Source organism: Streptomyces sp. NPDC014727 (assembly GCF_043083485.1).
Lineage (GTDB): Bacteria > Actinomycetota > Actinomycetes > Streptomycetales > Streptomycetaceae > Streptomyces.
Genome location: NZ_JBIBYR010000018.1, coordinates 99,453 through 124,971 on the forward strand (window position 1 = coordinate 99,453; position 25,519 = coordinate 124,971).

At 69.6% G+C, this 25,519-nt stretch carries 28 protein-coding genes and 5 tRNA genes; 6 read left to right on the forward strand and 27 right to left on the reverse strand.

Annotated elements, in window-relative coordinates; genetic code table 11:
• Positions 1 to 111: 111 nt before the first annotated feature.
• The 10 genes from ACF1B9_RS25975 to ACF1B9_RS26020 all read right to left on the reverse strand — a co-directional run bounded on the left by ACF1B9_RS25975 (position 112) and on the right by ACF1B9_RS26020 (position 10,168).
• Positions 112 to 759, reverse strand: coding sequence for a LysE family translocator (locus ACF1B9_RS25975; protein WP_391742836.1), 648 nt, complete (start codon positions 757 to 759; stop codon positions 112 to 114).
• Between the two features lie 127 nt (positions 760 to 886).
• On the reverse strand, positions 887 to 1,756 hold the full coding sequence (mutM, locus tag ACF1B9_RS25980) for a bifunctional DNA-formamidopyrimidine glycosylase/DNA-(apurinic or apyrimidinic site) lyase (RefSeq protein ID WP_391742834.1): 870 nt from the start codon (positions 1,754 to 1,756) through the stop codon (positions 887 to 889).
• Positions 1,757 to 1,861: 105 nt separating this feature from the next.
• Positions 1,862 to 2,686 carry a ribonuclease III gene (gene rnc / locus ACF1B9_RS25985; protein WP_391742832.1) on the reverse strand — a complete coding sequence of 275 codons (825 nt, stop codon included), beginning with the start codon at positions 2,684 to 2,686 and terminating at the stop codon, positions 1,862 to 1,864.
• 19 nt (positions 2,687 to 2,705) lie between these two features.
• Positions 2,706 to 2,879: a 50S ribosomal protein L32 gene (gene rpmF / locus ACF1B9_RS25990; RefSeq protein ID WP_003965982.1), complete on the reverse strand. Its 174-nt coding sequence runs from the start codon at positions 2,877 to 2,879 to the stop codon at positions 2,706 to 2,708.
• A 2-nt stretch (positions 2,880 to 2,881) separates the two neighbouring features.
• Positions 2,882 to 3,553, reverse strand: coding sequence for a YceD family protein (locus tag ACF1B9_RS25995; protein WP_391742831.1), 672 nt, complete (start codon positions 3,551 to 3,553; stop codon positions 2,882 to 2,884).
• Between the two features lie 181 nt (positions 3,554 to 3,734).
• On the reverse strand, positions 3,735 to 4,808 hold the full coding sequence (locus ACF1B9_RS26000; protein ID WP_391742830.1) for a cell division initiation protein: 1,074 nt from the start codon (positions 4,806 to 4,808) through the stop codon (positions 3,735 to 3,737).
• A 98-nt stretch (positions 4,809 to 4,906) separates the two neighbouring features.
• Positions 4,907 to 5,386: a pantetheine-phosphate adenylyltransferase gene (gene coaD, locus ACF1B9_RS26005; protein WP_391742947.1), complete on the reverse strand. Its 480-nt coding sequence runs from the start codon at positions 5,384 to 5,386 to the stop codon at positions 4,907 to 4,909.
• Between the two features lie 26 nt (positions 5,387 to 5,412).
• Entirely contained in the window at positions 5,413 to 5,997 is a 585-nt protein-coding gene (rsmD, locus tag ACF1B9_RS26010) for a 16S rRNA (guanine(966)-N(2))-methyltransferase RsmD (RefSeq protein ID WP_391742828.1), read from the reverse strand.
• A 115-nt stretch (positions 5,998 to 6,112) separates the two neighbouring features.
• Positions 6,113 to 8,344 carry an ATP-dependent DNA helicase RecG gene (gene recG, locus ACF1B9_RS26015; protein WP_391742827.1) on the reverse strand — a complete coding sequence of 744 codons (2,232 nt, stop codon included), beginning with the start codon at positions 8,342 to 8,344 and terminating at the stop codon, positions 6,113 to 6,115.
• Positions 8,345 to 8,554: 210 nt separating this feature from the next.
• Positions 8,555 to 10,168, reverse strand: coding sequence for a DAK2 domain-containing protein (locus ACF1B9_RS26020; protein WP_391742825.1), 1,614 nt, complete (start codon positions 10,166 to 10,168; stop codon positions 8,555 to 8,557).
• A 258-nt stretch (positions 10,169 to 10,426) separates the two neighbouring features.
• Here ACF1B9_RS26020 and rpmB point away from each other — a divergent pair, with 258 nt between their 5' ends.
• On the forward strand, positions 10,427 to 10,612 hold the full coding sequence (rpmB, locus tag ACF1B9_RS26025; RefSeq protein ID WP_030928661.1) for a 50S ribosomal protein L28: 186 nt from the start codon (positions 10,427 to 10,429) through the stop codon (positions 10,610 to 10,612).
• An 83-nt stretch (positions 10,613 to 10,695) separates the two neighbouring features.
• Here rpmB and thiD read toward each other — a convergent pair whose 3' ends face one another.
• A complete protein-coding gene (gene thiD / locus ACF1B9_RS26030; protein ID WP_391742823.1) occupies positions 10,696 to 11,502 on the reverse strand; it encodes a bifunctional hydroxymethylpyrimidine kinase/phosphomethylpyrimidine kinase in 807 nt (268 codons plus the stop codon).
• 10 nt (positions 11,503 to 11,512) lie between these two features.
• Complete coding sequence (locus ACF1B9_RS26035) at positions 11,513 to 12,484, reverse strand: thiamine-phosphate kinase (protein WP_391742822.1); 972 nt, start codon at positions 12,482 to 12,484, stop codon at positions 11,513 to 11,515.
• Positions 12,485 to 12,807: 323 nt separating this feature from the next.
• On the opposite strand from ACF1B9_RS26035, the gene ACF1B9_RS26040 reads away from it, so the two are divergent.
• On the forward strand, positions 12,808 to 13,041 hold the full coding sequence (locus ACF1B9_RS26040; protein ID WP_093899132.1) for an Lrp/AsnC family transcriptional regulator: 234 nt from the start codon (positions 12,808 to 12,810) through the stop codon (positions 13,039 to 13,041).
• Positions 13,042 to 13,061: 20 nt separating this feature from the next.
• Positions 13,062 to 13,550 carry a DUF3515 domain-containing protein gene (locus ACF1B9_RS26045; RefSeq protein ID WP_391742819.1) on the forward strand — a complete coding sequence of 163 codons (489 nt, stop codon included), beginning with the start codon at positions 13,062 to 13,064 and terminating at the stop codon, positions 13,548 to 13,550.
• A 48-nt stretch (positions 13,551 to 13,598) separates the two neighbouring features.
• On the opposite strand, the gene ACF1B9_RS26050 is transcribed toward ACF1B9_RS26045, so the two are convergent.
• The 3 genes from ACF1B9_RS26050 to ACF1B9_RS26060 form a co-directional block, all read right to left on the reverse strand.
• Entirely contained in the window at positions 13,599 to 14,756 is a 1,158-nt protein-coding gene (locus ACF1B9_RS26050; protein WP_391742818.1) for a D-alanine--D-alanine ligase family protein, read from the reverse strand.
• Positions 14,757 to 14,860: 104 nt separating this feature from the next.
• Positions 14,861 to 15,871 (reverse strand): NAD(P)H-dependent glycerol-3-phosphate dehydrogenase, encoded by a 1,011-nt coding sequence (locus tag ACF1B9_RS26055; RefSeq protein WP_391742816.1) that lies wholly within the window; start codon positions 15,869 to 15,871, stop codon positions 14,861 to 14,863.
• Entirely contained in the window at positions 15,868 to 16,620 is a 753-nt protein-coding gene (locus ACF1B9_RS26060; RefSeq protein WP_391742814.1) for a lysophospholipid acyltransferase family protein, read from the reverse strand. The genes ACF1B9_RS26055 and ACF1B9_RS26060 overlap by 4 nt, the downstream gene beginning before the upstream one ends.
• 155 nt (positions 16,621 to 16,775) lie before the next feature.
• Between ACF1B9_RS26060 and cofC the strand changes: the two genes are divergently transcribed.
• Together cofC and ACF1B9_RS26070 are read left to right on the forward strand one after the other, a co-directional pair.
• On the forward strand, positions 16,776 to 17,453 hold the full coding sequence (gene cofC, locus ACF1B9_RS26065; protein ID WP_391742945.1) for a 2-phospho-L-lactate guanylyltransferase: 678 nt from the start codon (positions 16,776 to 16,778) through the stop codon (positions 17,451 to 17,453).
• A 10-nt stretch (positions 17,454 to 17,463) separates the two neighbouring features.
• Positions 17,464 to 17,667: a hypothetical protein gene (locus ACF1B9_RS26070; RefSeq protein WP_351074089.1), complete on the forward strand. Its 204-nt coding sequence runs from the start codon at positions 17,464 to 17,466 to the stop codon at positions 17,665 to 17,667.
• Between the two features lie 95 nt (positions 17,668 to 17,762).
• Here ACF1B9_RS26070 and ACF1B9_RS26075 read toward each other — a convergent pair whose 3' ends face one another.
• The 4 genes from ACF1B9_RS26075 to leuC all read right to left on the reverse strand — a co-directional run bounded on the left by ACF1B9_RS26075 (position 17,763) and on the right by leuC (position 20,927).
• Positions 17,763 to 18,428 carry an HU family DNA-binding protein gene (locus ACF1B9_RS26075; RefSeq protein WP_391742813.1) on the reverse strand — a complete coding sequence of 222 codons (666 nt, stop codon included), beginning with the start codon at positions 18,426 to 18,428 and terminating at the stop codon, positions 17,763 to 17,765.
• Positions 18,429 to 18,571: 143 nt separating this feature from the next.
• Positions 18,572 to 18,799, reverse strand: a complete 228-nt coding sequence (locus tag ACF1B9_RS26080; RefSeq protein WP_391742812.1) for a hypothetical protein — start codon at positions 18,797 to 18,799, stop codon at positions 18,572 to 18,574.
• Between the two features lie 104 nt (positions 18,800 to 18,903).
• Positions 18,904 to 19,497, reverse strand: a complete 594-nt coding sequence (gene leuD, locus ACF1B9_RS26085; RefSeq protein WP_391742810.1) for a 3-isopropylmalate dehydratase small subunit — start codon at positions 19,495 to 19,497, stop codon at positions 18,904 to 18,906.
• Positions 19,498 to 19,502: 5 nt separating this feature from the next.
• Complete coding sequence (leuC, locus tag ACF1B9_RS26090) at positions 19,503 to 20,927, reverse strand: 3-isopropylmalate dehydratase large subunit (protein WP_391742809.1); 1,425 nt, start codon at positions 20,925 to 20,927, stop codon at positions 19,503 to 19,505.
• Positions 20,928 to 21,101: 174 nt separating this feature from the next.
• Here leuC and ndgR point away from each other — a divergent pair, with 174 nt between their 5' ends.
• Positions 21,102 to 21,818, forward strand: coding sequence for an IclR family transcriptional regulator NdgR (ndgR, locus tag ACF1B9_RS26095; RefSeq protein WP_030928691.1), 717 nt, complete (start codon positions 21,102 to 21,104; stop codon positions 21,816 to 21,818).
• Between the two features lie 150 nt (positions 21,819 to 21,968).
• Here the strand turns inward: ndgR and ACF1B9_RS26100 are convergent.
• From ACF1B9_RS26100 to ACF1B9_RS26135, 8 genes are all read right to left on the reverse strand, one after another.
• Positions 21,969 to 22,041, reverse strand: a tRNA-Glu gene (locus tag ACF1B9_RS26100).
• A 24-nt stretch (positions 22,042 to 22,065) separates the two neighbouring features.
• A tRNA-Gln gene (locus ACF1B9_RS26105) sits at positions 22,066 to 22,137 on the reverse strand.
• 9 nt (positions 22,138 to 22,146) lie between these two features.
• A tRNA-Glu gene (locus ACF1B9_RS26110) sits at positions 22,147 to 22,219 on the reverse strand.
• A 60-nt stretch (positions 22,220 to 22,279) separates the two neighbouring features.
• Positions 22,280 to 22,352, reverse strand: a tRNA-Glu gene (locus ACF1B9_RS26115).
• A gap of 24 nt (positions 22,353 to 22,376) precedes the next feature.
• A tRNA-Gln gene (locus ACF1B9_RS26120) sits at positions 22,377 to 22,448 on the reverse strand.
• Between the two features lie 148 nt (positions 22,449 to 22,596).
• Positions 22,597 to 23,292 carry an HAD family hydrolase gene (locus tag ACF1B9_RS26125; RefSeq protein ID WP_391742807.1) on the reverse strand — a complete coding sequence of 232 codons (696 nt, stop codon included), beginning with the start codon at positions 23,290 to 23,292 and terminating at the stop codon, positions 22,597 to 22,599.
• Positions 23,293 to 23,346: 54 nt separating this feature from the next.
• Positions 23,347 to 23,889, reverse strand: coding sequence for a hypothetical protein (locus tag ACF1B9_RS26130; RefSeq protein ID WP_391742806.1), 543 nt, complete (start codon positions 23,887 to 23,889; stop codon positions 23,347 to 23,349).
• Entirely contained in the window at positions 23,889 to 25,514 is a 1,626-nt protein-coding gene (locus ACF1B9_RS26135; RefSeq protein ID WP_391742804.1) for an alpha/beta hydrolase, read from the reverse strand. The genes ACF1B9_RS26130 and ACF1B9_RS26135 overlap by 1 nt, the downstream gene beginning before the upstream one ends.
• Between the last annotated feature and the right edge of the window lie 5 nt (positions 25,515 to 25,519).

Below are 25,519 nucleotides of genomic sequence, written 5' to 3' on the forward strand. Positions count from 1 at the left end.
CGAGAAACCTCAGGGCCTGGCCCGGGTCAGTTCGCACCTCCCGTCCGCGCAGGACCGGCGCAGCCGCCCGGCCGAGACGGTCTCCCCGAGGCCGGGTCCGGCCGGGGGACCTCAGTCCTTGCGGCCGGTCACGGCGACAGTCAGACCGAGGCCGATCATCGTGAACCCACCGACCCCGCCGATCAGGGCGAGCCGCCGCGGTGAGCGGGCGAACCAGCTTCGCGTGGTGGCCGCGACCAACCCCCACACGGTGTCGGAGGCCACCGCGATGACATTGAAGACCAGACCGAGCACCAGCATTTGAACGGTGACGTGCCCCTGATCACGGTCGACGAACTGGGGCAGTACGGCGGCGAAGAACACGATGGTCTTGGGGTTGGCCACGCCGACCGCGAACCCCTCCCACAACGTGCGCAGACTGCCGCGCGCGGGACCATCACCGGTGAACGCGGCATGCAACGCCCCGCGCTGCCGCACCGCCTTGACACCGAGATGCACCAGGTACGCGGCGCCCAGGAGCTTCAGCGCCGTGAAGACGAGGACCGAGCGTTCGACCACGGCCCCGACCCCGAGCGCCACGGCCACGACGAGTACGTAGGCCCCGAGCGTGTTCCCCGCGACCGTGGTCAGCGCGGCCCGGCGCCCCTGCGCCAGTGCCCGCCCGATCACGAACAGCACGCTGGGGCCGGGAACCACGATCAGCAGGAACGACATGGCCGCGAAGGCCAGCAGTCGGTCGGTGGACACCATGACACCCATGTAACACGGGGGTCAGGCATGCCCGCAGCCAATTCCGTGGAACGGCCCCGCGCCGGTCGGAGAGACCCACCCGCGACGTGCGCCGTCGGAGGCCGGGGCTCTGCGGCGCCGACTCGCCGGACAGCCCTCAGGAAGCCGTGCGCGGCGGACGCTGGCAGCGCGGGCAGAAGTAGCTGGAGCGGTTCATCCACGCCCGGCGCCGCATCGGCGTACCGCAGCGGTGGCAGGGCTCGCCCTCGCGTCCATAGGCGTCGAGCGAGCGGTCGAAGTAACCGGACTCGCCGTTCACATTGACATAGAGGCTGTCGAAGCTGGTGCCGCCCTGGTCGAGCGCCGCGCTCATCACGTCACGGACATGCCCCAGCAACTCGGCGGACCTGGGGCGGGTGAGGGTGGCGGTCGGCCGGTCGTAGTGCAGTTTGGTGCGCCACAGCGCCTCGTCCGCGTAGATGTTGCCGACTCCGCTGATCAGCGACTGATCGAGCAGAGCGCGCTTGATCGTCGTCCGGCGCAGCCGCAGGGCCGTCTGGAACGCCGCGTCGTCGAATGCCGGGTCCAGGGGATCGCGGGCGATGTGCGCGATGGTGTCGGGCAGCCCGTCCGTGCTGTCGGCTGCGCACTCGTGGAGCGAGAGCCCGCCGAAGGTCCGCTGGTCGACGAAGCGCAGTTCGGTACCGAGGTCGTCGTCGAAGCGGATCCGGATGCGCAGGTGCTTCTCGTCGAGGGCGTCCTGCGGCTGCACGAGCAGTTGTCCGCTCATGCCGAGGTGGCCGAGCAGCGAGCTGGACGCGTCGTTCAGCGGTATCCAGAGGTACTTCCCGCGGCGCATGGCCGTTCCGAAGCGGGCACCGCCGAGCCGGGCCGCGAAGTCCACTCCGCCCGCGAGATGGCGGCGGACCGCACGCGGGTGCAGCACCTCGACCTCGCCGACCGTACGGCCGGTGACCCAGCGCGCGAGACCCCGTCGTACGACCTCGACCTCGGGCAGCTCGGGCACGGTGTCGCTCCTGGAGAAGTGCGAGAAGTGAACAACGGGGAGATGAAAAGCATATGCGGGCAGGAAAACCCCCTCGGTGCGCAGGGCTCCGAGGGGGTTCTCGGGTCAGGCCGGAGCGACGTCCGTGGACGGCGAGGGGTCGGCAGGGGTGTCGGCGGCCCCTCCGTCGGCAGCGGCCTTCGCCGCGGCCTCCCGTGCTTCCGCGGCGGCGCTGATCCCGCGCCAGGCGGACTCCGCCGCCTGCTGCTCCGCTTCCTTCTTGCTACGGCCGGTGCCGGTGCCGTACGAGACACCACCGACGCGAGCAGCAGCAGTAAAGGTCTTCTCGTGGTCCGGGCCGGTCTCCGTGACGAGGTACTCGGGGACGCCGAGGCTCTCGCTCGCGGTGAGTTCCTGGAGGCTGGTCTTCCAGTCCAGGCCGGCGCCGAGGTTGGAGGACCTGTCGATCAGCGGGTCGAAGAGCCGGTGGACCAGCTCCGAGGCCGCGCCGAGCCCCTGGTCGAGATAGACCGCGCCGATCACCGCTTCGAGGGTGTCGGCGAGGATGGACGCCTTGTCCCTGCCGCCCGTGCCCTCTTCACCGCGGCCGAGCCGGATGAAGGAGCCGAGTTCGAGGCCGCGGCCCACTTCCGCCAGCGCACGCGAGTTGACCACCGCGGCCCGCAATTTGGCCAGCTGGCCTTCAGGCAGGTCGGGGTGGGTGCGGTACAGCGTGTCCGTGACCACCAGGCCGAGCACCGAATCCCCGAGGAATTCGAGGCGCTCGTTGGTGGGCAGACCGCCGTTCTCGTACGCGTAGGAGCGATGGGTCAGCGCACGCACCAGAAGGGCGGACTCGAGGTGATACCCGAGCCGCCCTTCCAGAAGCGTGTGGGACGAGGCTGTGTTGACGTTGTCTGCCTGCTTCTTGGCGTTGGACAACTCAGACATCGGGCCTCTCACCAGCCGCTCAGACTTCGAGGACCTGGCGCTTGTTGTACGTGCCGCAGCTGGGGCACGCGATGTGCTGCAGCTTCGGCTCCTGGCAACGCTCGCACGAAACCAGGGTGGGGACCGCAGCCTTCCACTGCGACCGGCGGTGGCGCGTGTTGCTGCGCGACATCTTCCGCTTCGGAACAGCCACGGCTACTTCTCCTGCTTCTCGTCGACGCCCGCTTCGGCGCCGCCCATGTTGTCCTTCTCGCCGTCCTGAACGGTGTCGGCGAGTCCTTGCAGTGCCGCCCAACGAATGTCGACGGCATCGTGGTGGTGACCGGGGTTCTCGTCCAGCCTGATTCCGCATTCGGAACACAGACCGGCACAGGACTCCCGGCACACCGGCTGCATCGGCAGTGCGAGCACCACCGCATCGCGCAGCACTGGTTCGAGGTCGAACAGGCCGTCCTCGATGAAGAGCCTGTCCTCGTCGTCCTCGGCGTCGTCGGCCGGTTCCGCCTTGCTGCTGCGGCCACGGTCATCGGCGTCAGGGTACGAGAACATCTCCTGGAAGTCCGCCGCGACCTCTTGGTGCAGCGGCTCCAGACACCTTACGCACTCCCCCTCGGCCGACGCACGGGCGGTGCCTGTGACGAGCACCCCTTCCATGACGGATTCGAGGCGCAGGTCCAACTCCACGGGCGCGCCTTCCGGCACACCGATGACCTCGTCGATACCGAGGGCCGGCGAACCGGGTGCGTCCACCGTGCGGGTGAGCCGCTGGAGGGCACCGGGACGCCGACCCAGCTCGTGCGTGTCGAACACGAGGGGGTTTCGGTGGTCGAGGTGGCCGTTCAGGGCTTTTCCTGCTTTCGAAATCATGTGCGTCACGCAGCGTGGGGAGGGCTGACCGGATTCGGATTCGAATCGGGCAGCAGGGATCGCGGTCATACGCGCGACCGAAGAGCCAGGATACTGGACGCACCGCTCAGCTCCCAATCCGGTCCGCCGGTCCCCCGCAAGGCCCGGACCGCCGTGGCGACCGGACCGCCGCGGGGACCGGTCAGCGCTCCTGTTCGTACCGGCGGAGCTGATCCAGATCGATCATGCTGGTGTCGAACAGGCTGGTCTCGTCGAGGGCACTCTCACCCTGCGGCTGAAGGGTCTGCTGGGGGTGCACGGGCTGCTGCTGCCAGCCGTCGTAGTTCTGGGCCTGCGGCTGGGCCTGGCTCTGGTCGTAGCCCTGCTGCTGATAGGCGGCGTACGGGTCCGGCTGCTGCTGGTACTGGTAGACGTCCTGCTGCGGCTGCTCCTGGTACCCGTACGTCTCCGCGTAGCTCGGCTGGGCCTGGGCCGGGAAGTGCGGCTGGACCTGCTGGTGCGCGGGCTGCGGCTCCGGGGTGGCGAGCTCGGCGAGGCCGGCCCAGTGGTCCTCGTCGCTCATGTGCCCCTGGTTGCCCGCCGCGTCCTGGGCGGCCATGTGCGCGCCGAGTTCGTCGGTGGCGACCCGGCCGTGCAGCTTCTGCCGACCGCGGCCGACCGCCTCCAGGGTCTTGGCCAGCACGGCCTCGAAGGCACCGAGCTTGGTGTCCACGTACTCGTCGGCACGGCGCTGGAGCGTGGCCGGATCGGTGCTGCGCTCGGGGGCCTCGGCGAAGTCCGGGTCCTCGTACCCCTGCTCGTCGAAGGCCTGGCCGCGGCCGAGGAGCTTCTCGCGGCCCCGGTCGACGGAGCCGATGGTCTTGGTGAGGACGACCTCGAAGTTGGCGAGCTTGCTGTCGACGTACTCGTCGGCCTCGGCGCGGACCTCCGCGGCCTCCCGGCGGGCCTCGTCGAGGATGCGGTCGGCCTCGCTGCGCGACTGCACGGCGACCTCGGTCCCGGCGATCAGCGAGGTGCGTTCGGCGTGCGCGGCCTCGATGATCCGTTCGGCCTCCTGACGGGCCTGCTCGGCCAGCTGCTCGTGCCCGCCGATGAGCTCCTGGGCCTGGGCGAGCGAGCCGGGCAGGGCCTCGCGCACCTCTTCGAGCATCGCGAGCAGCTCGGCGCGGTTGACCACGCACGAAGCCGACATGGGCATGGACCGGGCGCTGCCGACCGCCTCGACGATCTCGTCGAGCTTCTTCTGCACGTCCACCGTGTGCTCGCCACTCTCTACAGCCGATTGGAGACGGACGGGACGACTGTACGGCCAGTCGGCGCCCGCCCGACACCTGGTGACGGACAGTCAGTGCCTCAGCGCCCGGCGAGACGCTCGGTGAGGGCCTGGTGGACCACGGGGGGAAGCAGGTGGGAGACGTCCCCGCCCCAGGTGGCGACCTCCTTGACCAGGGAGGACGACAGGAAGCTGTAGGTGGGATTGGTCGGCACGAAGAGCGTTTCGACGCCGGAGAGGCCGTTGTTCATCTGGGCCATCTGCAGCTCGTAGTCGAAGTCGCTGACGGCCCGCAGGCCCTTCACGATCGCCGGGATGTCGCGCTGCTTGCAGAAGTCGACCAGGAGCCCGTGGAAGGACTCGACCTGGACGTTGCCGAAGTCCGCGGTCACCTGACGGATCAGGTCGATCCGCTCGTCGACCGTGAACAGACCCTTCTTGGACTGGTTGATCATCACCGCGACGTGTACGACGTCGTACAGTTTCGAGGCACGGCCAATGATGTCGAGGTGTCCATTGGTGATGGGGTCGAATGACCCCGGACAGACGGCGCGGCGCAACTTGGTTCCCTCGCTCTCCGGTCCGGTCATCGTGCGTCTTCGCACGTAGAGGCGGCGCGACCGTACCAAAGCGTTCCCTCGCCGTAGCGACGGGCCCGCAGTGGCTCGAATCCCTCGGGCCAGTTGAATTCTCCGCCTCGGGTGCTCCGTTCCACGGTGACGAGCGCGTCGACCGTGAGCCACCCCTGAGCACGGAGTGTGAGCAGTATCTCCCCGAGATCGCCGTCGGTCACGACGTACGGCGGGTCCAGGAACACGACGTCGTACGGCTCGGCGGGCGCCGGTCCGGTCACGATCTGTTCCGCTCTGCCGGTACGGACCTCGGCGCCGGGCAGGCCGAGCGTGCGGACGTTGTCCCGGACGATGCGGACGGCCTTGGAGTCGGCCTCGACGAGCAGTGCGTGGACCGCGCCGCGGGAGAGCGCCTCCAGGCCGACGGCGCCCGAGCCCGCGTACAGATCCGCGACTCGGGTGCCGTGGAGGCTGCCCAGGAACGCCTCCCAGGTGGAGAAGAGTCCCTCGCGCGCACGGTCGGAGGTGGGGCGGGTGCCGGTGCCGGGCGGGACGGCCAGGCGGCGTCCGCCGGCCGAGCCGGCGATCACGCGGGTCATGGGTGTCTGGTCCTCGGTTCGTGGGTGGCCCACAGGGTGCTGCGGCGCCGTGGCACCCACGATATGGCGTCGTGGCGGATCGGGCCCGCGCACCCGTCGCCCGCTGCCGGACCCGTCAGCCCTTGTCGAGGTACTGCTCGCGCTCCTTGTCGAGCAGCGCGTCCAGCGCGATCCGCAGTTCGGGCAGACGCTCCAGCTCCGGGTCGGCCGCGACGATCCCCACGGCCTCCTCGCGGGCGGCGGCGATGACCTCCTCGTCGTCGATGACGGTGAGCATCCGCAGCGAGGAGCGGACGCCGGACTGGGCCTGGCCCAGGACATCGCCCTCGCGCCGCTGTTCGAGGTCGATCCGGGACAGCTCGAAGCCGTCGAGCGTGGCGGCGACGGCGGAGAGCCGGGCACGGGCGGGACTGGCCTCATGGGCCTCGCTGACCAGCAGACAGAGCCCGGGGGCCGAGCCACGGCCGACCCGGCCGCGCAGCTGGTGCAGCTGGGAGACGCCGAACCGGTCGGCGTCCATGATCACCATGGCGGTGGCATTGGGGACGTTGACCCCGACCTCGATGACGGTGGTGGCGACGAGGACGTCGACCTGGCCCGCGGCGAAGCGGCGCATCACGTCGTCCTTGTCGTCGGGATTCATCCTGCCGTGCAGCACCTCGATGCGCAGACCGGCCAGGGGGCCCTTGGCGAGCTGTTCGGCGATCTCCAGGACGGCGAGCGGCGGGCGCTTCTCGCCGTCGTCCTCGGGTGCCTTCTTCTTCCCCTTCCCGCCGGCCGCCTCGTCCTCGGCGTCGTCGCCGATGCGGGGGCAGACCACATAGGCCTGGTGCCCGTTCTCCACTTCCTCCCGGACCCGTTCCCAGGCGCGGCTGAGGAAGTGCGGCTTGTCCTTGGCGGGGACGACATGGCTGGCGATCGGCGAGCGGCCGGCCGGGAGCTGGTCCAGTACGGACGTCTCCAGGTCGCCGAAGACGGTCATGGCGACCGTGCGGGGAATGGGGGTGGCGGTCATGACCAGCAGATGCGGGGGCCTCCTTTCCCCCTGGGCGTTCTCCTTGGACCGAAGGGCGTCGCGCTGTTCCACCCCGAAGCGGTGCTGTTCGTCGACGACGACCAGGCCCAGGTCGTGGAACTGCACCTTGTCCTCGATCAGCGCGTGTGTGCCGATCACGATCCCGGCCTCGCCGGTGACGAGGTCGAGCAGCGCCTGACGGCGGGCCGCGACCCCCATGGAGCCGGTGAGCAGCACCACCTTCGTGCCCTGTTCGGAGCCGCCCAGCATTCCCCCCTCGGCCAGCTCGCCCATCATTTCGGTGATGGACCGGTGGTGCTGCTGGGCGAGCACCTCGGTGGGCGCGAGCATGGCGGCCTGTCCGCCCGCGTCGACGACGCCGAGCATGGCGCGCAGGGCGACCATCGTCTTCCCGGAGCCGACCTCGCCCTGGAGGAGCCGGTGCATCGGGTGCTCGGTCGCCAGGTCGTCGAAGATCTCTCCGGAGACCTTCCGCTGTCCTTCGGTGAGAGTGAAGGGCAGCTTGGCGTCGAAGGCGTCGAGCAGTCCGTCGGGCCGGGGTCTGCGCGCCACCGCCGGGAGCTGGGTGTCCGCGTATCTGCGGCGGGCCAGCGCGACCTGGAGGACGAACGCTTCGTCCCACTTCAGGCGGTCCCTGGCCTGCGCGATGTCCGCCTTGGTCTGCGGGCGGTGGACCTTCAGCAGTGCTTCCGGGAGCGAGGTGAATCCGCGGCCCTCGCGCAGACCCGGTGGCAGCGGGTCGACGGCCTCCGCGGCACTGGGCAGCACGGTGTCGACGGCCTTGGCGATCCGCCAGGAGTCCAGTTGCTTGCAGGCCGGGTAGATCGGCAGCAGCCGCCCGGCGAAGGCGTCCACCGCCTCCGTGGCCTCGGCCCCGTCGATGGACTCGGCGTCCAGCAGCTGGTACGTGGGGTGGGCCAGCTGCATCTTCCGGTTGAAGACGGAGACCTTGCCCGCGAACATCGCGCGCCGTCCCGGCAGCAGCTCCTTGTGCGGCTTGTGGACGCCGTGGCCGAAGAAGACCAGCTGGAGGCGGCCGTTGCCGTCGGTGAGGGTCACTTCGAGGCGCTTGCCGCGGCCGTTGTTGAACATCAGGATGCGGGCGTCGGCGACCTGGGCGACCACCGTCACGTGCTCGTCCAGCGGGAGGTCGGCCAGGGCGGTGAGCCGGCCGCGCTCCTCGTACCGCCGCGGGTAGTGGTGCAGCAGATCACCGACCGTGTGCAGGTCGAGATGTTCGGCCATCACCTTCGCGGTGGCTCCGCCGAGCAGCTTCTTGAGGGGTTCATCGAACGCAGACACGCGATCCATTGCACACCACACCACTGACAGATGTCCGGCGGGCACCACCGGGATCACCGGAATCCCCTGGTCGGCGGCCCCGAGCAGGGCGGTGGACGCGCCGCTCGACGCCCCTGCTGCGGGACGGGCCCAGCTGCACCTCGGGCTCGCCGAAGTCCTCGGCGGCGCCGGGCAGTTCGACGAGGCGGCCGAGCGCGCGCCGGACGTCCCGCCCCGGCCCTACTCCACGCCGATCAGCAGGGGAGCGCGCTGGTGGCCGCCCCGGTACACCACCGTGTCGACCGCCAGATAGCCCTCGCGCACGTGCTCCTCCAGCGCGTCGGCCAGGCTGTCGGGGACGTCCTCGCCCAGAACCAGGGTGACCAGTTCACCGCCCGCCGCCAGCATGCGGTCCAGCACGGTGCGGGCCGTTTCCGGCACGTCCTCGCCGATCACCGCGACATCGCCGTCGATCAGGCCCAGGACGTCGCCGGCCTGGCAGATGCCCGCCATGGTCCACGACTGCCGCTCGGCGACGGCCAGTTCGGCGTAGCGGGTGGCACCGGCGGCGGCGGTCATCGCCACCACGTCCTCGTCGAAGCTGCGGTCGGGTTCGTGGACGGCGAGGGCGGCGATGCCCTGGACGGCGGCCCGGGTCGGGATCAGGGCGACCCTGACTCCCCCCGCGCGGGCCTGTTCGGCGGCGGCGGCCGCGGTGTGGCGCAACTCGGCGTCGTTGGGCAGCAGAACCACTTCGCGGGCGTGCGCCCGGCGGATCGCGTCGACCAGTTCGCCGCTGGCGGGCGGCTCGCCGGGGCGCGCCAGGACCGTCGTCGCGCCGGCCTCCTTGCACAGCCCGCGAAGGCCGTCGCCGGGGACCACCACGACGACCGCGCGCTGCACGGGCTCGGCCTGGGCGTGCACCCGGTCCGCACCGAAGTGGGTGATCCGGATCCGGTACGGCCGCCCCGCCTCGACGCCCGCCTCCACCGCCGCACCCGCGTCGTCGACATGCACATGGACGTTCCACAGCCCGTCGCCGCCCACCACCACGAGCGAGTCGCCGAGCCGGTCGAGCCGGTTCCGCAGCCGGTCCACGGCGTCGTCCGCGGCCTCCAGCAGGTAGATGACCTCGAAGGCCGGTCCGCCCTGCGCGCAGCTCTCCACCACCGCGACCTGGGGCGCGGGCGCGGCCGGGTACATGTGCTCGGGCGCCCTCCCGGAGACCGCTTCGACGAGCGCCCCGAGCACCGTCACCAGGCCCCGGCCACCGGCGTCCACGACGCCTGCGCGCCCGAGGACCTCCAGCTGTCCGGGCGTCTCCTCCAGGGCCGCCCGCGCCCCCTCGTACGCCGCCCGTGCGACCTCTGCGGTTCCGGCGTCGTCCGCCGTGCGCCCGGCGGCCTCGGCGGCCGCGGAGGCCACCGTCAGCACGGTGCCCTCGACAGGGTGGGCGACGGCCTGCCGGGCGGCGGCAGCGGCGGCGGTGAGCGCCCGGCGCAGATGGTCCGCGTCGTGGCCGTCGCCCAGCACCCCCGCCATCCCGCGCAGCAGCTGGGCCAGGATCGTGCCGGAGTTCCCGCGGGCGCCGATCAGCGCCCCGTGCGCCATGGCCCGTACCGCGTCGGCGGCGACGGGGGCCGTCGTGCCGGTCTCGTGTGCGGCGAAGACCGCTTCGACGGCCTGGGTCGCGGACTCCACCGTCAGATAGAGGTTCGTCCCGGTGTCCCCGTCCGCGACCGGGTACACATTGATCGCGTCGATCGCCGCGCGCTCCCGGCCCAGCGCCTCCAGGGCCAGTGAGCACCAGGTACGCACCGCGACGGCGTCCATGTCGTCGGCGGTCTGCGGCACCTGTCGGTCCTCCTCGGAATCGGCCGTACGTGGCCGGCTGCACCGCAGAGTAGTCCCCGAGCGCCGGGTCCGGCGGAGACAGGGGCGGGCGGGGGGCGGCGGAACCCATGGTAGTTTCGTTCCACCGACGCGGCCGTTGTATGCTGCTTCGGTTGCCCGACGAGAGTCGGGCCATTCCTCCGGTACCGCCACTTCAGTCACATGAATCCGGCGCGCCGGAATTCACTGTAAGTGCACCTGAAGTCTTTGGAGTGACCCGTGGCTGCCAACTGCGACGTCTGCGGCAAGGGGCCGGGCTTCGGCAACAACATTTCGCACTCGCACCGCCGTACGTCCCGTCGCTGGAATCCCAACATCCAGCGCGTGCGTGCCGTGGTCGGTCGGACGCCGAAGCGGCTCAACGTCTGCACCTCGTGCATCAAGGCCGGCAAGGTCGCGCGCTGACGTTCCCGTCGTAGCGCAGCCTTCCGGTTGCCCAAAAAGCCGGTCCGCCTCGGTGGACCGGCTTTTTGCTGTGCCCAGCGTGCTCACACGGTGCGCGTCCGCCAGCCGTGGTCGACGGGGCCGATCCCGGCGCCCAGCGGGAAGCCCGCCGCGATCGCCCCGGTGACATAGTCCTTCGCGCTCCGCACCGCTGTCGGTACGTCCTGCCCCAGGGCCAGTCCGCAGGCGATGGCGGAGGCGAGTGTGCAGCCGGTGCCGTGCGTGTGCCGGTTGTCGTGCCTCGGCGCGCGCAGCCAGTGCTCCCGCGCGCCGTCCGTCACCAGATCCACGGGTTCGCCGGACAGGTGCCCGCCCTTGATGACGACCCAGCGCGGCCCGAACCCGAGCATCTCGGTGGCGGCCTGCCGCATTCCGGTCTCGTCCGTGACGTTCACACCGGTGAGCTGCGCGACTTCGTCCAGGTTCGGGGTGGCGACCGTGGCGACCGGGAGCAGTTTCGTCCGTACCGAATCGAGTGCCTCGGCGGCCAGCAGCGGGTCCCCGTGCTTGGAGACCCCGACCGGGTCCACGACGACCGGGGCGTCGGTGTCCGCGAGGAGTTCGGCCACGGTCTCCACGAGCGCGGCCGACGACAGCATGCCGGTCTTCACCGCCCGCACACCGATGTCGTCCACCACACTGCGGTACTGGGCGCGTACGGCCTCGACGGGCAACTCCCAGGCGCCCTGCACCCCCAGCGAGTTCTGGGCCGTGACGGCGGTCAGCACGCTCATGCCGTGCACACCGAGCGCCAGCATCGTCTTCAGATCGGCCTGAATGCCCGCGCCGCCGCCGGAGTCGGATCCGGCGACGGTGAGCACACGGGCGGGTACGGCAGCAGTCGAGGGCATGTGCCTGAATCTACTGCGCGTCCTCGATGTCCCCGAAATGGTCCCAGCCGCTCTTGCTGGTCCAGGGCGCTCCGTCGACCGTCACCTGCGGCAGCGCCGAGGGGTTGAGGACTTCGCCGATCACCTTCCAGCGGGCGGGCAGCTTCACGTCCGGCGGGAAGGTGGCGACGATCGCGTGGTCCTCTCCCCCGGTCAGCACCCACTGCAGCGGATCCACGCCGACGGCCTGTCCGATGTCGGACATCTGCGAGGGGATGTCGATCAGTCCGGAACGCAGATCGATCCGGACCTTGCTGGCCTCGGCGATGTGCCCGAGGTCCGCGACGAGTCCGTCGCTCACGTCCGTCATCGCGGTGGCGCCGAGACCGGCGGCCGCGGGGCCCGCGTGGTACGGCGGTTCGGGGCGGCGGTGGGCCTCGACGAAGGCGCGCGGCGAGCGGAAACCGCGGGAGAGCACGGCGTACCCGGCGGCGGACCAGCCGAGCCAGCCGGTGACGGCGACGACGTCGCCGGGCTGGGCACCGGACCTGGTGACCGGTTCGTGGTTGCGCAGATCACCGAGTGCGGTGATCGAGACGGTGATCGTCTCGCCGCGCACCACGTCCCCGCCGACCACGGCCGCGCCGGCGACCTGGCACTCGTCACGGAGGCCGTCCATCAGCTCGCCGGCCCAGGTGACCGGGAGTTCGGCGGGGACGACCAGGCCGAGCAGCAGCGCGGTGGGCACGGCACCCATGGCGGCGATGTCTGCGAGATTCTGGGCGGCGGCCTTGCGGCCGACGTCGTACGCCGTCGACCAGTCGCGGCGGAAGTGCCGTCCCTCCAACAGGATGTCCGTACTGGCCACGACCCTGCGGTCGGGGGCCGACACGACCGCGGCGTCGTCGCCGGGACCGAGCCGTACCGCCGGAGTGGTGGTGAGCCGGGAAGTCAGCTCCCTGATGAGCCCGAACTCCCCCAACTCGCCCACGGTTCCCTTCACCGAGTCTCACCTCTCATCTATCGCGCCGGACGATCGTCCGGGCTGCTTCAGCGACCGGGGGTCCGGATCGTGGACCGGCCGCCGTCGCAGGGAGCAGTCTGCACCGGTTCTCATCGGCATGCCCGTCCCCCGTTCGCACCGCTGCGTTCGCGCTCGCGGGCCGTCCCTGCTGTCGGTACTGTCAAGAGATACGTCAACCTGTGTCTTGCGTACGCCACGCTGTGGACGTCAACCGGCCCGTAGGTCTCCCCGCGGCCCGCGGCAACGCGATACCGTGGCGTCCCTTTCCCCCACATGATCCTCGTGGCCGCCCTGGAGGTTCCGTGGTACAGGCGTACATCCTTATTCAGACCGAGGTGGGCAAGGCGTCGACCGTCGCCGAGACCATCGCCAAAGTTCCGGGAGTGATCCAGGCAGAGGACGTCACCGGCCCCTACGACGTGATCGTGCGTGCCCAGGCCGACACGGTCGATGAACTCGGCCGCATGGTGGTCGCCAAGGTCCAGCAGGTGGAAGGCATCACCCGAACCCTGACCTGCCCGGTCGTTCATTTGTAGTCCCCGTCTACGCTGGGTCGGTGACATCACTGCGCCGCCGGTTCGGCCACCCACTGTTTCTCGGTCCGTCCGTTGCCGCGCTGCTGCTGGCCGCGGCGGGCTGCTCCTCGACGGACGCCACGGCGTCGGTCACAGTTCCCACTCCGTCTCCGGAAGCCGCAGCCTACTGTCGTGCGCTGCACAAGGAACTGCCGAGGACCGTTGCCGGTCTCGACCGTGGTGACACCGGGACGAAGTCCGAACTGACCGCCGAGTGGGGGGACGGAGCGATCGTACTGCGCTGCGGCGTCCCCCGGCCCGCGAAGATGGACGACCCGATGGCGAAGGGGGCCGAGGCGGACGGCGTCAACTGGCTGCTGGAGCAGCCGGAGGACGCCGGCCCGCGCTTCACGACGACCTATCGCAAGGCATACGTCGAGGTCAGCCTCTCGACGGCGTACGCCCATGACGCGAGCCCGTTGGCCGCGTTCGCCCCTGCTGTCAAGAAGACGGTCCCCAGCAGCCCGTAGGGCGTGCACCCCGCGTCGCGAGTGCACGCCCCACGGTGCGAAGCCGTCTCAGCGCAGGCCGGTCGACCGGTTCAAGGCGGCCTGGATGAGCCGGTCCACCAGCTCCTGGTAGCTCACACCGCTCTCCTGCCACATCCGCGGATACATGGAGATCGGGGTGAAGCCCGGCAGCGTGTTGATCTCGTTGATCACGAAGCCGCCGTCCTCGGTGAGGAAGAAGTCGGCGCGCACCAGGCCCTCGCAGGACGCGGCCTCGAAGGCCTCGACCGCGAGGCGCTGGACCTCCGCCGTCTGCTCCTCGGTGAGCGGGGCGGGCAGGATCCCGGCGGCCGAGTCGATGTACTTGGCCTCGAAGTCGTAGAAGTCGTGCGAGGTGACCGGCGGGATCTCGGCGGGCACGCTGGCGCGGGGGCCGTCCTCGAACTCCAGCACCCCGCACTCGATCTCGCGGCCCCGCAGCAGCGACTCGACCAGGAACTTGGGGTCGTGGCGGCGGGCTTCCTCGATCGCCTCGTCGAGACCGGACAGGTCGTCGACCTTGGTGATGCCGAAGGACGAACCGGCTCGGGCGGGCTTGACGAAGAGCGGCCAGCCGTGGTCACCGGCGAAGTCCACGATGCGCTTGCGGGCACCGGAGGGGTCCGTGTCCCATTCGCGGGGGCGTACCACGAGGTACGGGCCGACCGGCAGCCCGAACGAGGTGAAGACCCGCTTCATGTACTCCTTGTCCTGGCCGATCGCCGAGGCGAGCACCCCGGCGCCGACGTACGGCACGCCCGAGAGTTCCAGGAGTCCCTGGAGAGTGCCGTCCTCGCCGTAGGGGCCGTGCAGCACGGGGAAGACGACGTCGACCTCGCCCAGCGCCTTGGGGACCGAGCCGGGCTCGCTGTACACCACTTCGCGGCTGCCGGGGTCGGCCGAGAGCACCACCCTGCCCTCGATGGACTCGGCCAGCTGGGCCACGTCCGGCATCTGCCGGTCCTTGATGGCCATGCGTTCCGGCTCGTCGGCGGTGAGCGCCCAGCGGCCGTCCGTCGTGATGCCGATCGGCAGGACGTCGTACTTGGTCCGGTCGATGGCGTTCAGGACGGCGCCGGCCGTGACGACCGAGATGCCGTGTTCGGAGCTGCGGCCGCCGAACACGACGGCCACGCGCGGCTTGCGGAGCTGCTGCTCCGGGCTCTGGGGGAGGTTCTCGCTGCTCATATCGCGTTGAGCGTACCTGCTGGTACCTCTCGCGTCAGCGTGGCCGGGGCCGCTGGAGCGGCGTCCGCGAACGTTCACCGCCCTGCGCACCCCCGTGCCTGTCGTCAGCGCCGCTCGGGCTTCGCGCTGCGCGACATCAGCTCGCTCAGCGCGACCATCGGCGGCTTGCCCTCGTGGACGATGCCGACGACCGTCTCGGTGATGGGCATGTCGACGCCGTGCCTGCGGGCCAGATCGAGCACCGATTCACAGGACTTGACGCCTTCCGCGGTCTGCTTGGTGACCGCGATGGTCTCCTGGAGCGTCATGCCGCGACCGAGGTTGGTGCCGAAGGTGTGGTTGCGCGAGAGCGGCGAGGAGCAGGTGGCCACCAGGTCGCCGAGGCCCGCGAGTCCGGAGAAGGTCAGTGGGTCGGCGCCCATGGCGAGGCCCAGTCGGGTCGTCTCCGCGAGGCCCCGGGTGATGAGCGAGCCCTTGGCGTTGTCGCCGAGGCCCATGCCGTCGGCGATGCCCACGGCGAGGCCGATGACGTTCTTGACCGCGCCGCCGAGTTCGCAGCCGACCACATCGGTGTTGGTGTACGGCCGGAAGTACGAGGTGTGGCAGGCGGTCTGGAGACGCTGGGCCACGGACTCGTCCTGGCAGGCGACGACGGCCGCGGCGGGGCGGCGTTCGGCGATCTCCTTGGCCAGATTGGGGCCGGTGATGACGGCGATGCGGTCCGCGGAGACCTTGGTGACGTCCTCGATGACCTCGCTCATCCGCTTCGCGGTGCCGAGTTCGACGCCCTTCATCATCGAGACGAGGACGGTGTCGGAGCCGATGTGCGGAGCCCAGTCGGCGAGGTTGGCGCGCAGCGTCTGCGAGGGCACCACGAGCACGGCGAAGTCGGCGCCGTCCAGCGCCCGAGCGGCGTCGGTGGTGGCCCGGACCGACGCGGGGAGTTCGATGCCCGGCAGGTAGTCCGGGTTGGTACGGGTCGTGTTGACGGCCTCGGCGACCTCGGCGCGGCGGCCCCAGAGGGTGACCTCGCAGCCGGCGTCGGCGAGAACCACGCCGAAGGCCGTACCCCATGAGCCGGTTCCGAAGACGGCCGCCTTTGCGGGGTGCGTCACTTGGGTCCCTTCCCTTCGGCCTTGCGCCGCTGTTCTGCACGGGCCCTGCGGTGGTCGTACGGCTCCTGGGGGGCCGGTTCGCCCCGTACGATCTCCAGCTGCGCGGTCACCGCGGCCATGATGACCTCGGTCGCCTCGCGCAGGATGTCGGGCGTCGGTTCCTTGTCGTAGAACCGGGAGAGGTCGACGGGCGGTCCGGCCTGCACCTGGAGGGTCTTGCGGGGGAAGAGCCGGAGCTTGTTCTCCTTGGCGTACGGCGGCATCACCAGGTTGGCGCCCCACTGGGCGACCGGGATGACAGGCGCCTTCGTCATCAACGCGACGCGAGCGGCGCCGGTCTTGCCGGCCATCGGCCACATGTCGGGGTCGCGGGTGAGGGTGCCCTCGGGGTAGAAGGCGACGCACTCGCCGCGCTCGATGGCGTCCACGGCTGCCCGGAAGGCGTCCAGCGCGTTCGTCGTCTCGCGGTACACGGGGATCTGTCCGGTGCCGCGCAGCATCATTCCGACAAAGGGGGTCTTGAAGAGGCCCGCCTTGGCGAGAAGCCGGGGCACCCGTCCGGTGTTGTACTGGAAGTGACCGTAGGAGAGCGGGTCCAGATACGAGTTGTGATTGACCGCAGTAATGAATCCACCGTCGGTCGGAATGTGCTCCATTCCCCGCCAGTCACGCTTGAACAGAACCACCAACGGCGGTTTTGCGATGACCGCCGCCAGGCGGTACCAGAAGCCGATTCTGCGGCGGGACACTCGGACACCTTCCTCTAAGGACCTGAACTCTGCCTGGCTACCGACGGTCAAGTCTCGCCCCAGGCCCCTGCTCTGTCGAGAACACCGTACGCCCCGCTTTCGGGACCGACCCTCCGGGTTCTCGCACCGGCAGGCGAGAATAGGCGGCGAAGCGCATCGAGGGGGAGAACGCCACGAACACCGACCCGGCCGGTCCCTGGACCCTGGTCGTCCCGTTGAAGCCCTTGGCACGGGCCAAGAGCAGGCTCGCGCCGGTGGCGGGCGCCGCGCTGCGCCCGCGTCTCGCCCTCGCGTTCGCCCGGGACACCGTGACCGCCGCCCTGTCCTGCCGGGCGGTACGGGATGTGGTGGTCGTCACGGACGACACGGAGGCCGGGGCGGCTCTCGCGGCCCTCGGGGCGCGCGTCGTGCCCGACGAACCGGACAGCGGCCTCAACGCAGCCCTGGCACACGGTGAGCGGACCGTACGGGCCCAGCGGCCCGGGGCCGCCCTCGCCGCCCTCAACGCGGATCTGCCCGCGTTGCGCCCCGCGGAATTGGCCCGGGTACTCGATTATTCCGCCGCATTTCCCCGCGCATTTGTCACCGATACGGCAGGAATCGGAACAACATTTCTGTCGGCTGCGCCGGGCGTGGAATTGCGCCCGACTTTCGGTGGTCCCTCCCGGGCCCGGCATCTGGACTCCGGCGCGGTGGAAATCGCCCTGGCCGGAATCGATTCGGTCCGCCAGGACGTGGACACCGGCGACGACCTGCGGGCGGCACTGGCCCTCGGCGTGGGCCCGCACACGGCGGGGCGCTGGGCCGCAGGGGTCTCCTCGCCGGACCGATAGGCTGCCGTTCATGCAGGCGACCTCGTACACGTACGACCCCGAGACCCGCACCGGCAGTGTGCTGCTCGACGACGGCACCCCGGTGGAATTCGACGCCCGCGCCTTCGACGCCGGCGGTCTGCGGCTGCTGCGGCCGGGGCAGCGGGTGCGGATCGAGGGCGTCGGCGAGGGCGCGGACCTGCGGATCACCCTGGTGACCCTGCAGACGTTCTGAACGGCGGCGCACGCGCTGCCCAAAACAGCCCGCGGGCCGGGCTCCCCGAGGGGAGCCCGGCCCGGTGCGTGTGAGCGGCCCTGCGCTGCTCGGCCTCACTTCTTCCGTGCAGTGGCCTTCTTCGCCGTGGTCTTGCGCGCCGTGGTCTTCTTCGCGGGCGCCTTCTTCGCCGTGGCCTTCTTGGCGGGCGCGGTCTTGCCGGCGACGGCCTTCTTCGCGGCCGTCGTCTTCTTCGCCGCCGCCGCGGTGGTCTTCTTCGCCGCCGCCGTGGTCTTCTTGGCCGCCGCGGTGGTCTTCTTCGCGGTGGTCTTCTTGGCGGCGGCGGTCTTCGCCGCGGTCACGGCCTTCTTGGCGGTGACCTTCTTCGCCACGGCCTTCTTCGCGGCGGCCTTCTTCGCCGCGGCCTTGGTCGTCGCACGGGCAACACCGCCTGTGAGGCTGCCCTTGGGCGCCTTCTTCACGGCCACATCGTGCTTGGGGAGCTTCTTGGAGCCGCTCACCAGGTCCTTGAAGCCCTGTCCCGCACGGAAACGGGGCACCGAGGTCTTCTTGACCCGCACCCGCTCGCCCGTCTGCGGGTTGCGGGCGTAACGGGCGGGGCGGTCGACCTTCTCGAACGAGCCGAAGCCGGTGACCGAGACACGGTCCCCCGCGACAACCGCACGGACGATCGCGTCGAGCACCGCGTCGACGGCGTCCGCGGCCTGCTGACGGCCGCCAACCTTGTCGGCAATCGCTTCTACGAGCTGCGCCTTGTTCACGTCTTCCCCTTCGGAGACATTGCCAGAACGAAAGTGTTCAAGCGTTTTCGCACGTTAGGCAGATATATACCGCAAATCAAACACGAAACGGGCTAATCACCCTAGTGCCGCAACGAAGTCGACCGCTGCACAGTTCCGCAGAGTCAGTCACCTTCGGGGAATCGGCCCTCATCGAGGTCCTTCATCAACCGGTCCAGACGCCTTGCCGCATCCGGGAGATCGTGCTTAGCCGCGGCCGTGATGACCAACAGCTTCCGGGACAGCGCCATCCTTACGCCCTCCGGGACTTGCAGTGCGCGCACTCTTGTGTGCGCTTCCTTCAATCGGTCGGCGACTTGGCCGTAAAGCTTGAGTTGGCTGTCGCATTCCATGCACCGATTGTGCCATCTGGGGCGAGTTGTCGCCCGACGGGGTCTCAACAAGCGACTGCGCCCCCTACCAGAAGGCAGGGGGCGCAGTCCTGGAAACGCGCTGCTCAGGCGTTAATTGTACGCGGCTTGAAGGTCGGCCTTGCCACCTCATAAGTCGCGATGTCCGCTTCGTTCTGAAGGGTGAGGCTGATGTCGTCCAGCCCGTTCAGCAGTCGCCAGCGGGCGTTCTCGTCGAGCTCGAAGTCGGCGGTGATGCCTTCGACACGGACCTGGCGGGCCTCCAGGTCGACGGTGATCTCGGCCGTCGGGTCGGCCTCGGTCAGCTCCCAGAGCGCGTCGACGACCGTCTGGTCGAGCACGACGGTCAACAGCCCGTTCTTCAGCGAGTTGCCGCGGAAGATGTCGGCGAACCGGGAGGAGATGACGGCCTTGAAACCGTAGTTCTGCAGCGCCCACACGGCGTGTTCGCGGGACGAGCCCGTGCCGAAGTCGGGGCCGGCCACCAGCACCGTGGCGCCGCTGCGCTCAGGACGGTTGAGGACGAAGTCCCCGTCCTTGCGCCAGGCCTCGAAGAGGCCGTCCTCGAAGCCGTCGCGGGTGACCTTCTTCAGCCAGTGGGCGGGGATGATCTGGTCGGTGTCGACGTTGCTGCGGCGCAGCGGGACGGCCCGGCCGGTGTGTGTGGTGAAAGCTTCCATGATTCTCAGACTCCGGCGGGCGTACGGACGTCGGACAGGTCGGCCGGCGAGGCCAGGTGGCCCAGCACGGCGGTGGCGGCGGCGACCTGCGGGGAGACCAGGTGCGTACGGCCGCCCTTGCCCTGCCGGCCCTCGAAGTTGCGGTTCGAGGTGGAGGCGGAGCGCTCGCCGGGGGCCAGCTGGTCGGGGTTCATGCCGAGACACATCGAGCAGCCCGCGTGCCGCCATTCGGCGCCCGCGGCGGTGAAGACCTTGTCCAGGCCCTCCTCGACGGCCTGCAGAGCGACCCGGACGGAGCCCGGGACGACCAGCATCCGTACGCCTCTCGCGACTTTGCGGCCTTCCAGGATCGCGGCCGCGTTACGCAGGTCCTCGATGCGGCCGTTGGTGCAGGAGCCTACGAAGACGGTGTCCACGTTGATCTCGCGCAGCGGCTGTCCGGCGGTCAACCCCATGTATTCCAGGGCCTTTTCGGCGGCGTTGCGCTCCGAGGCGTCCTCGTACGAAGCCGGGTCGGGGACGTTCGCCGACAGCGGTGCGCCCTGGCCGGGGTTGGTGCCCCAGGTGACGAACGGCGCGAGCTCGGCGGCGTCGATGACGACCTCGGCGTCGAAGACCGCGTCGTCGTCGGTGCGCAGCGTCTTCCAGTACGCGACGGCGGCGTCCCAGTCCTCGCCCTGCGGGGCGTGGTCGCGGCCCTCGAGGTAGTCGAAGGTGGTCTCGTCCGGGGCGATCATGCCCGCTCGGGCGCCGGCCTCGATCGACATGTTGCAGATGGTCATCCGGGCTTCCATCGAGAGCTTCTCGATGGCCGAGCCGCGGTATTCGAGGATGTAGCCCTGGCCGCCGCCGGTACCGATGCGGGCGATGATCGCCAGGATCAGGTCCTTGGCCGTGACGCCGTCGGGCAGTTCGCCGTCGATGGTGATCGCCATGGTCTTCGGGCGGGCCATCGGCAGGGTCTGGGTGGCCAGGACGTGCTCGACCTGGCTGGTGCCGATGCCGAACGCCAGGGCACCGAAGGCACCGTGCGTGGAGGTGTGGGAGTCGCCGCAGACCACCGTGGTGCCGGGCTGGGTCAGACCCAACTGCGGGCCGACCACGTGCACGACGCCCTGCTCGACGTCGCCCAGCGGGTGCAGCCGTACGCCGAACTCCGCGCAGTTCTTGCGCAGGGTCTCCAACTGGGCGCGGGAGACCGGGTCGGCGATCGGCTTGTCGATGTCGAGGGTCGGGGTGTTGTGATCCTCGGTGGCGATGGTGAGGTCGAGGCGCCGGACCCGGCGTCCGGCCTGCCGGAGGCCGTCGAAGGCCTGGGGGCTGGTCACCTCGTGCAGCAGGTGCAGATCGATGAAGAGGAGGTCGGGCTCACCTTCGGCGCGCCGGACGACATGGTCGTCCCAGACCTTCTCCGCGAGTGTCCTACCCATCGCTTTCCCTCCGGCCGGCGTCTTCGCCGGCCCAACTAGAGATTCGGTGCGCCGCCGTCCGGACCCCCGTGCGGGGCGGTGGCTACGGGCCGTTGTGTGGCCGCCCCTACAGGTTCGCAACTTCCGCCGAAAATTGAACTTGCGTTTCACAGAGTGAGACGCGAGTATCGTCGTATGGACAACTCTAGCGGCGTCGGCGTTCTCGACAAGGCGGCTCTGGTATTGAGCGCCCTGGAGTCCGGTCCGGCCACCCTCGCCGGGCTGGTCGCGGCGACCGGGCTCGCACGACCCACGGCCCATCGGCTGGCCGTGGCACTGGAACACCACCGCATGGTGGCGAGGGACATGCAGGGCCGTTTCATTCTCGGCCCCCGGCTGGCGGAACTCGCGGCGGCGGCGGGCGAGGACCGCCTGCTGGCCACGGCGGGACCGGTGCTCACGCACCTGCGCGACATCACGGGCGAGAGCGCGCAGCTCTACCGGCGCCAGGGCGACATGCGGATCTGCGTGGCGGCGGCGGAGCGGCTGTCCGGCCTGCGGGACACCGTGCCGGTCGGCTCCACGCTCACGATGAAGGCCGGCTCCTCGGCCCAGATCCTGATGGCCTGGGAGGAGCCCGAGCGGCTGCACCGCGGCCTCCAGGGCGCCCGCTTCACGGCGACGGCACTCTCGGGCGTACGGCGCCGGGGCTGGGCCCAGTCGATCGGCGAGCGCGAGCCGGGTGTGGCCTCGGTCTCGGCGCCGGTGCGCGGCCCCTCGAACCGGGTGGTCGCCGCCGTCTCGGTCTCCGGACCGATCGAGCGGCTGACCCGGCACCCGGGCCGGATGCACGCCCAGGCGGTCATCGACTCGGCGGCAAGGCTGAGCGAGGCCCTGCGCCGCAACGGCTGACGTCCCCGTACACCTCCTGGCCGCCCCAGCGTCGTGGCGGCCTCCGTCAAGTCCCGGTAGAGAACCGGCACTTGACGGGGCGACATACGTCGAGGACAAAGCAGAAGAGCCCCTCACCGGAGTGAAGGGCCCTTGCCTGCCGTGGATCTGTACCCCCGACCGGATTCGAACCGGCGCTACTGCCGTGAGAGGGCAGCGTGCTAGGCCGCTACACAACGGGGGCGTGTTTTACAGATGAAGCTCTGCGCTGGGCTACCAGGACTCGAACCTAGAATGACGGTACCAGAAACCGTAGTGTTGCCAATTACACCATAGCCCACAGTGAAAGTACCCCCGACCGGATTCGAACCGGCGCTACTGCCGTGAGAGGGCAGCGTGCTAGGCCGCTACACAACGGGGGCCCTAGCGATCCTGCATCGAGATCGTGGGTGCGACCCAGATGATCTCGCGGGAAGGATCTGTACCCCCGACCGGATTCGAACCGGCGCTACTGCCGTGAGAGGGCAGCGTGCTAGGCCGCTACACAACGGGGGCGTGTTTTACAGATGAAGCTCTGCGCTGGGCTACCAGGACTCGAACCTAGAATGACGGTACCAGAAACCGTAGTGTTGCCAATTACACCATAGCCCACTGAAACGCAACCCCTGGAGGAGGTTTCATTTCTGTCTGCGCTTCCCGGCCGGATCTTTCGGCCCGCTCGGGCGGCGCAGGAAGAACATTACCCGAAGGTGTCCGGCGCTCCAAAACGGGTATTGCCCGCCAGGGTCCACGCCTCGGATCAGGGTCGGGCCGGGACCAGCAGGCCGGGCAGCTGATCGAGCCCGCCGATGCGGACGAGCTCGGGCCGCCCGCCGCGCCCGCGCCGGTCCAGCCAGATCCCCGTCAGCCCCGCGGCGACCGCGCCGGCGGCGTCGATGTCCGGCTCGTCCCCCACGTACGCGACCTCCCCCGGTTCCAGCGCCAGCGCCTCGCAGGCCGCATGGAAGGCGCCGGTCTCGGGCTTGGAGACGCCCAGCTCCACGGCGCACACCACGGCCTCGAACCGGTCCCGTACACCGAGCGTGCGCAGCTTCCGGTCCTGGTTGTGGATGCTGGAGTTCGACAGCACGCCGTGCCGGAATCCGTTCGCCAGACCGTCCAGAGCGGGCAGCGCATCGGGAAAGAGCGACCAGGCGGCCTCGTAGTGGGTCACGTGCCGGGCAAACCAGGCGTCGGCCTCCTCGTCCTCCAGCGCCCGCGAGAGGAACTCCCGCACACGGTCCCGGCGCTGCCCCTGGAAGTCCGTCTCCCCCGCGGCGAACCGTGCCCAGTGCACATCGGTGATCGCCCGCCACGCGAACAGGGCCTGCTCGACGGAGCCGTATCCATCGGGCAGGCCCTCCTGTTCGAGATGCTTGCTCATGCCGATACGGTCGGCACCCGTGTAGTCGAAGATCGTGTCATCGATGTCCCAGAGCACGGCTCGGATCGGCATACGGCCACGCTACCGCTCGCGCGGCGGGCGTCGCGGCTCCTCAAAAGACAGGGCTCAGAACTGCTGCTGGTCGACTCCCGGCGGCAGGAGGCAGGGGGTGCTGACGATGAAGACCAGAAGGTCCTTGTCCACGGACCCGACGGAGATGAACTGCTGGTCCTCGGGGTGCTTGGCGTCCAGTACGTTTGCCGGTTCGCGGTCCTGGTTGGTCCCGAAGCTCTGGATCTCGAAGCCCTTGTCCTTGAGGGTGTTCTTGATGTCCGTGACTGCTCGGGGGTGCTCGGAGCGCGGAAGGGTTCCGCGTACCGAGTAGCTCAGCGTGAACCTGCCGTCGTCGGCCGACTCGTCGTGCTTGCCGATGCAGTCGGTGAAGTCCGCGGTGGGGCGGGCCGTTTTGGGGTCGATCCGGGCATGTGCCGTACTCACCATGGAGTCGGTCCAGTGCTTGGCCCATTTCTCGGCCTTTTCCCTGCTCATACGCGGTAGCGGGTCGTTCACACCTTCGTCGGACATGCAGCCTCCCAGCAGCAGCGTCAGGGCCAGCGCGGCAGCGCTCCGGTGCCACACGGTGGCGGATACGGTCATGCCGAGAGCCATCAATGTGCTCCTTCACCCTGCGGTGCCTGCCCCGCAATGATGCGCCCCTGGTTCTCCAGGCTCTTGCTGCCGTCGTTCCAATAGCCGCCGTGGTCCCGGGTGTCCACGTACATGTGCTGAGCTCCGAATTCCGATTTCTTGGGATCCGCACCGAGAGTGGCGTCGGAGAAATAGTTGGAGACCGGGTCGTTGTCCGCAGCGCCCACGTACAAGTGTTTGGGGTCGACATGCAGTTGGTCGGCGCGGTCGACCGTCAACCCGGGGCTGCCGACCACCACCATGTCATCGGCGTCCAGCCCCTGCCCGCCGGCGTCGGCCGCACCGGCGACGGTGGAGCCGTAGCTGTGGGCCAGGACCGTGAGGTGACTCCGTTCACCCTGGTGGGCCGCTCTCAGGCCGTGGGTGAAGTCACGCAGATCCTCTGCGCCGTTCTGGGCCCGGCCTTGCGTGGCAATCCCCAGGTTCAAGTCCACTTCCTTCAGTGAGTCGAAGTTCGCCTCGGGAGCGTTGTAGTCGAGCCACGAGACGACCGCTACGTCTTCCGCCCCGTTCGTGCTCCATCGGCCGGCGGCTCCCTGTAACTTGCTGACTCTGTTGATCTGGTCCCTCACGTTGTCCAGCTGGTTGCCCGTCCCCGGGACCTGAACAGCGGTGTGCCGGGCCGTGTCCGGGTTGCCCACGGCGACGATCGCACGGCCGTCCTTCGAGGTGTCGAATCCGAGCAGGTACAGCTGTTTGTGCGCGGGTGCCGCGTCCGCCACGTCCAGACGTTCTTTGAGGGCGCTGAGCGAGCGGTAGCTGTAACGGTCGTGGTAGCCCAGGTCGCCCTCGCGCTGCGCGTAGTCGTTGAGCCGCATGTCCAGGGCCGCTCGGTTCGCCGAGTCGCGGGTGATGGTCGGAAGACCGTCCAGTGCGCCGATCCGCTCGGGGAAGGCCGCCAGGTAGAAGTCACGCTGGTCTGAGGTGAGGTGTGCCCACCAGTCGGCGGTGCGTTGTGGATCCTTCCCGTCCGGGATGTTCTTCCTGTCGAGCCCGGCGAAGGCGGCAACCTGTAAGGCGTCCTCGGCGGCGTTGGCACCGCCGTACTGCTTGTCGAGGTCGAACGGATCGATCTGGTAAAGGAGTTCGGTCGCTTCGTTGCTGACTCGTTCCGCTTCTTCCAATGCCTCGTCGATACGGGCCCGATAGCCGCCGAGTCCGGAGTTCGCCTGCTGCTGTACGCCCTGGTAGTCCGGGTCGTTGTGATACTTCGGGTCGACGACCTGCTTCGCTTCGACCCAGCCGTCCTCGGTGACGGTATGACCGGCCGTCTCGGCATCCGCCACCGCATGGCGCAGTTTGCGCTGGGCAGCTTGCATGCGGGTGCTGAGCGTGTCCAGGACCGTTCGAATGAGCAGCGCGTTCGTCTGCGCGGTCTTCAGCTTGCTCTCGGTGGCTTCGAGCGCGCCGAAGCCGTAGTGAGCGGCGACGCCCGACCAGCTCGCCTTGTGCAGCGGTCCCGAGACGCGCTTGCCGCTGCCGATCCGGGTGTCGTCCAAGGTCTTGGCCAGCTTCTGCCACGAGCCGGTGGCGGCCTCCAGATCCGAGAAGTCCTGGCGGAAGAGTTGCGCGAAGAACTGCGGCATTCCGG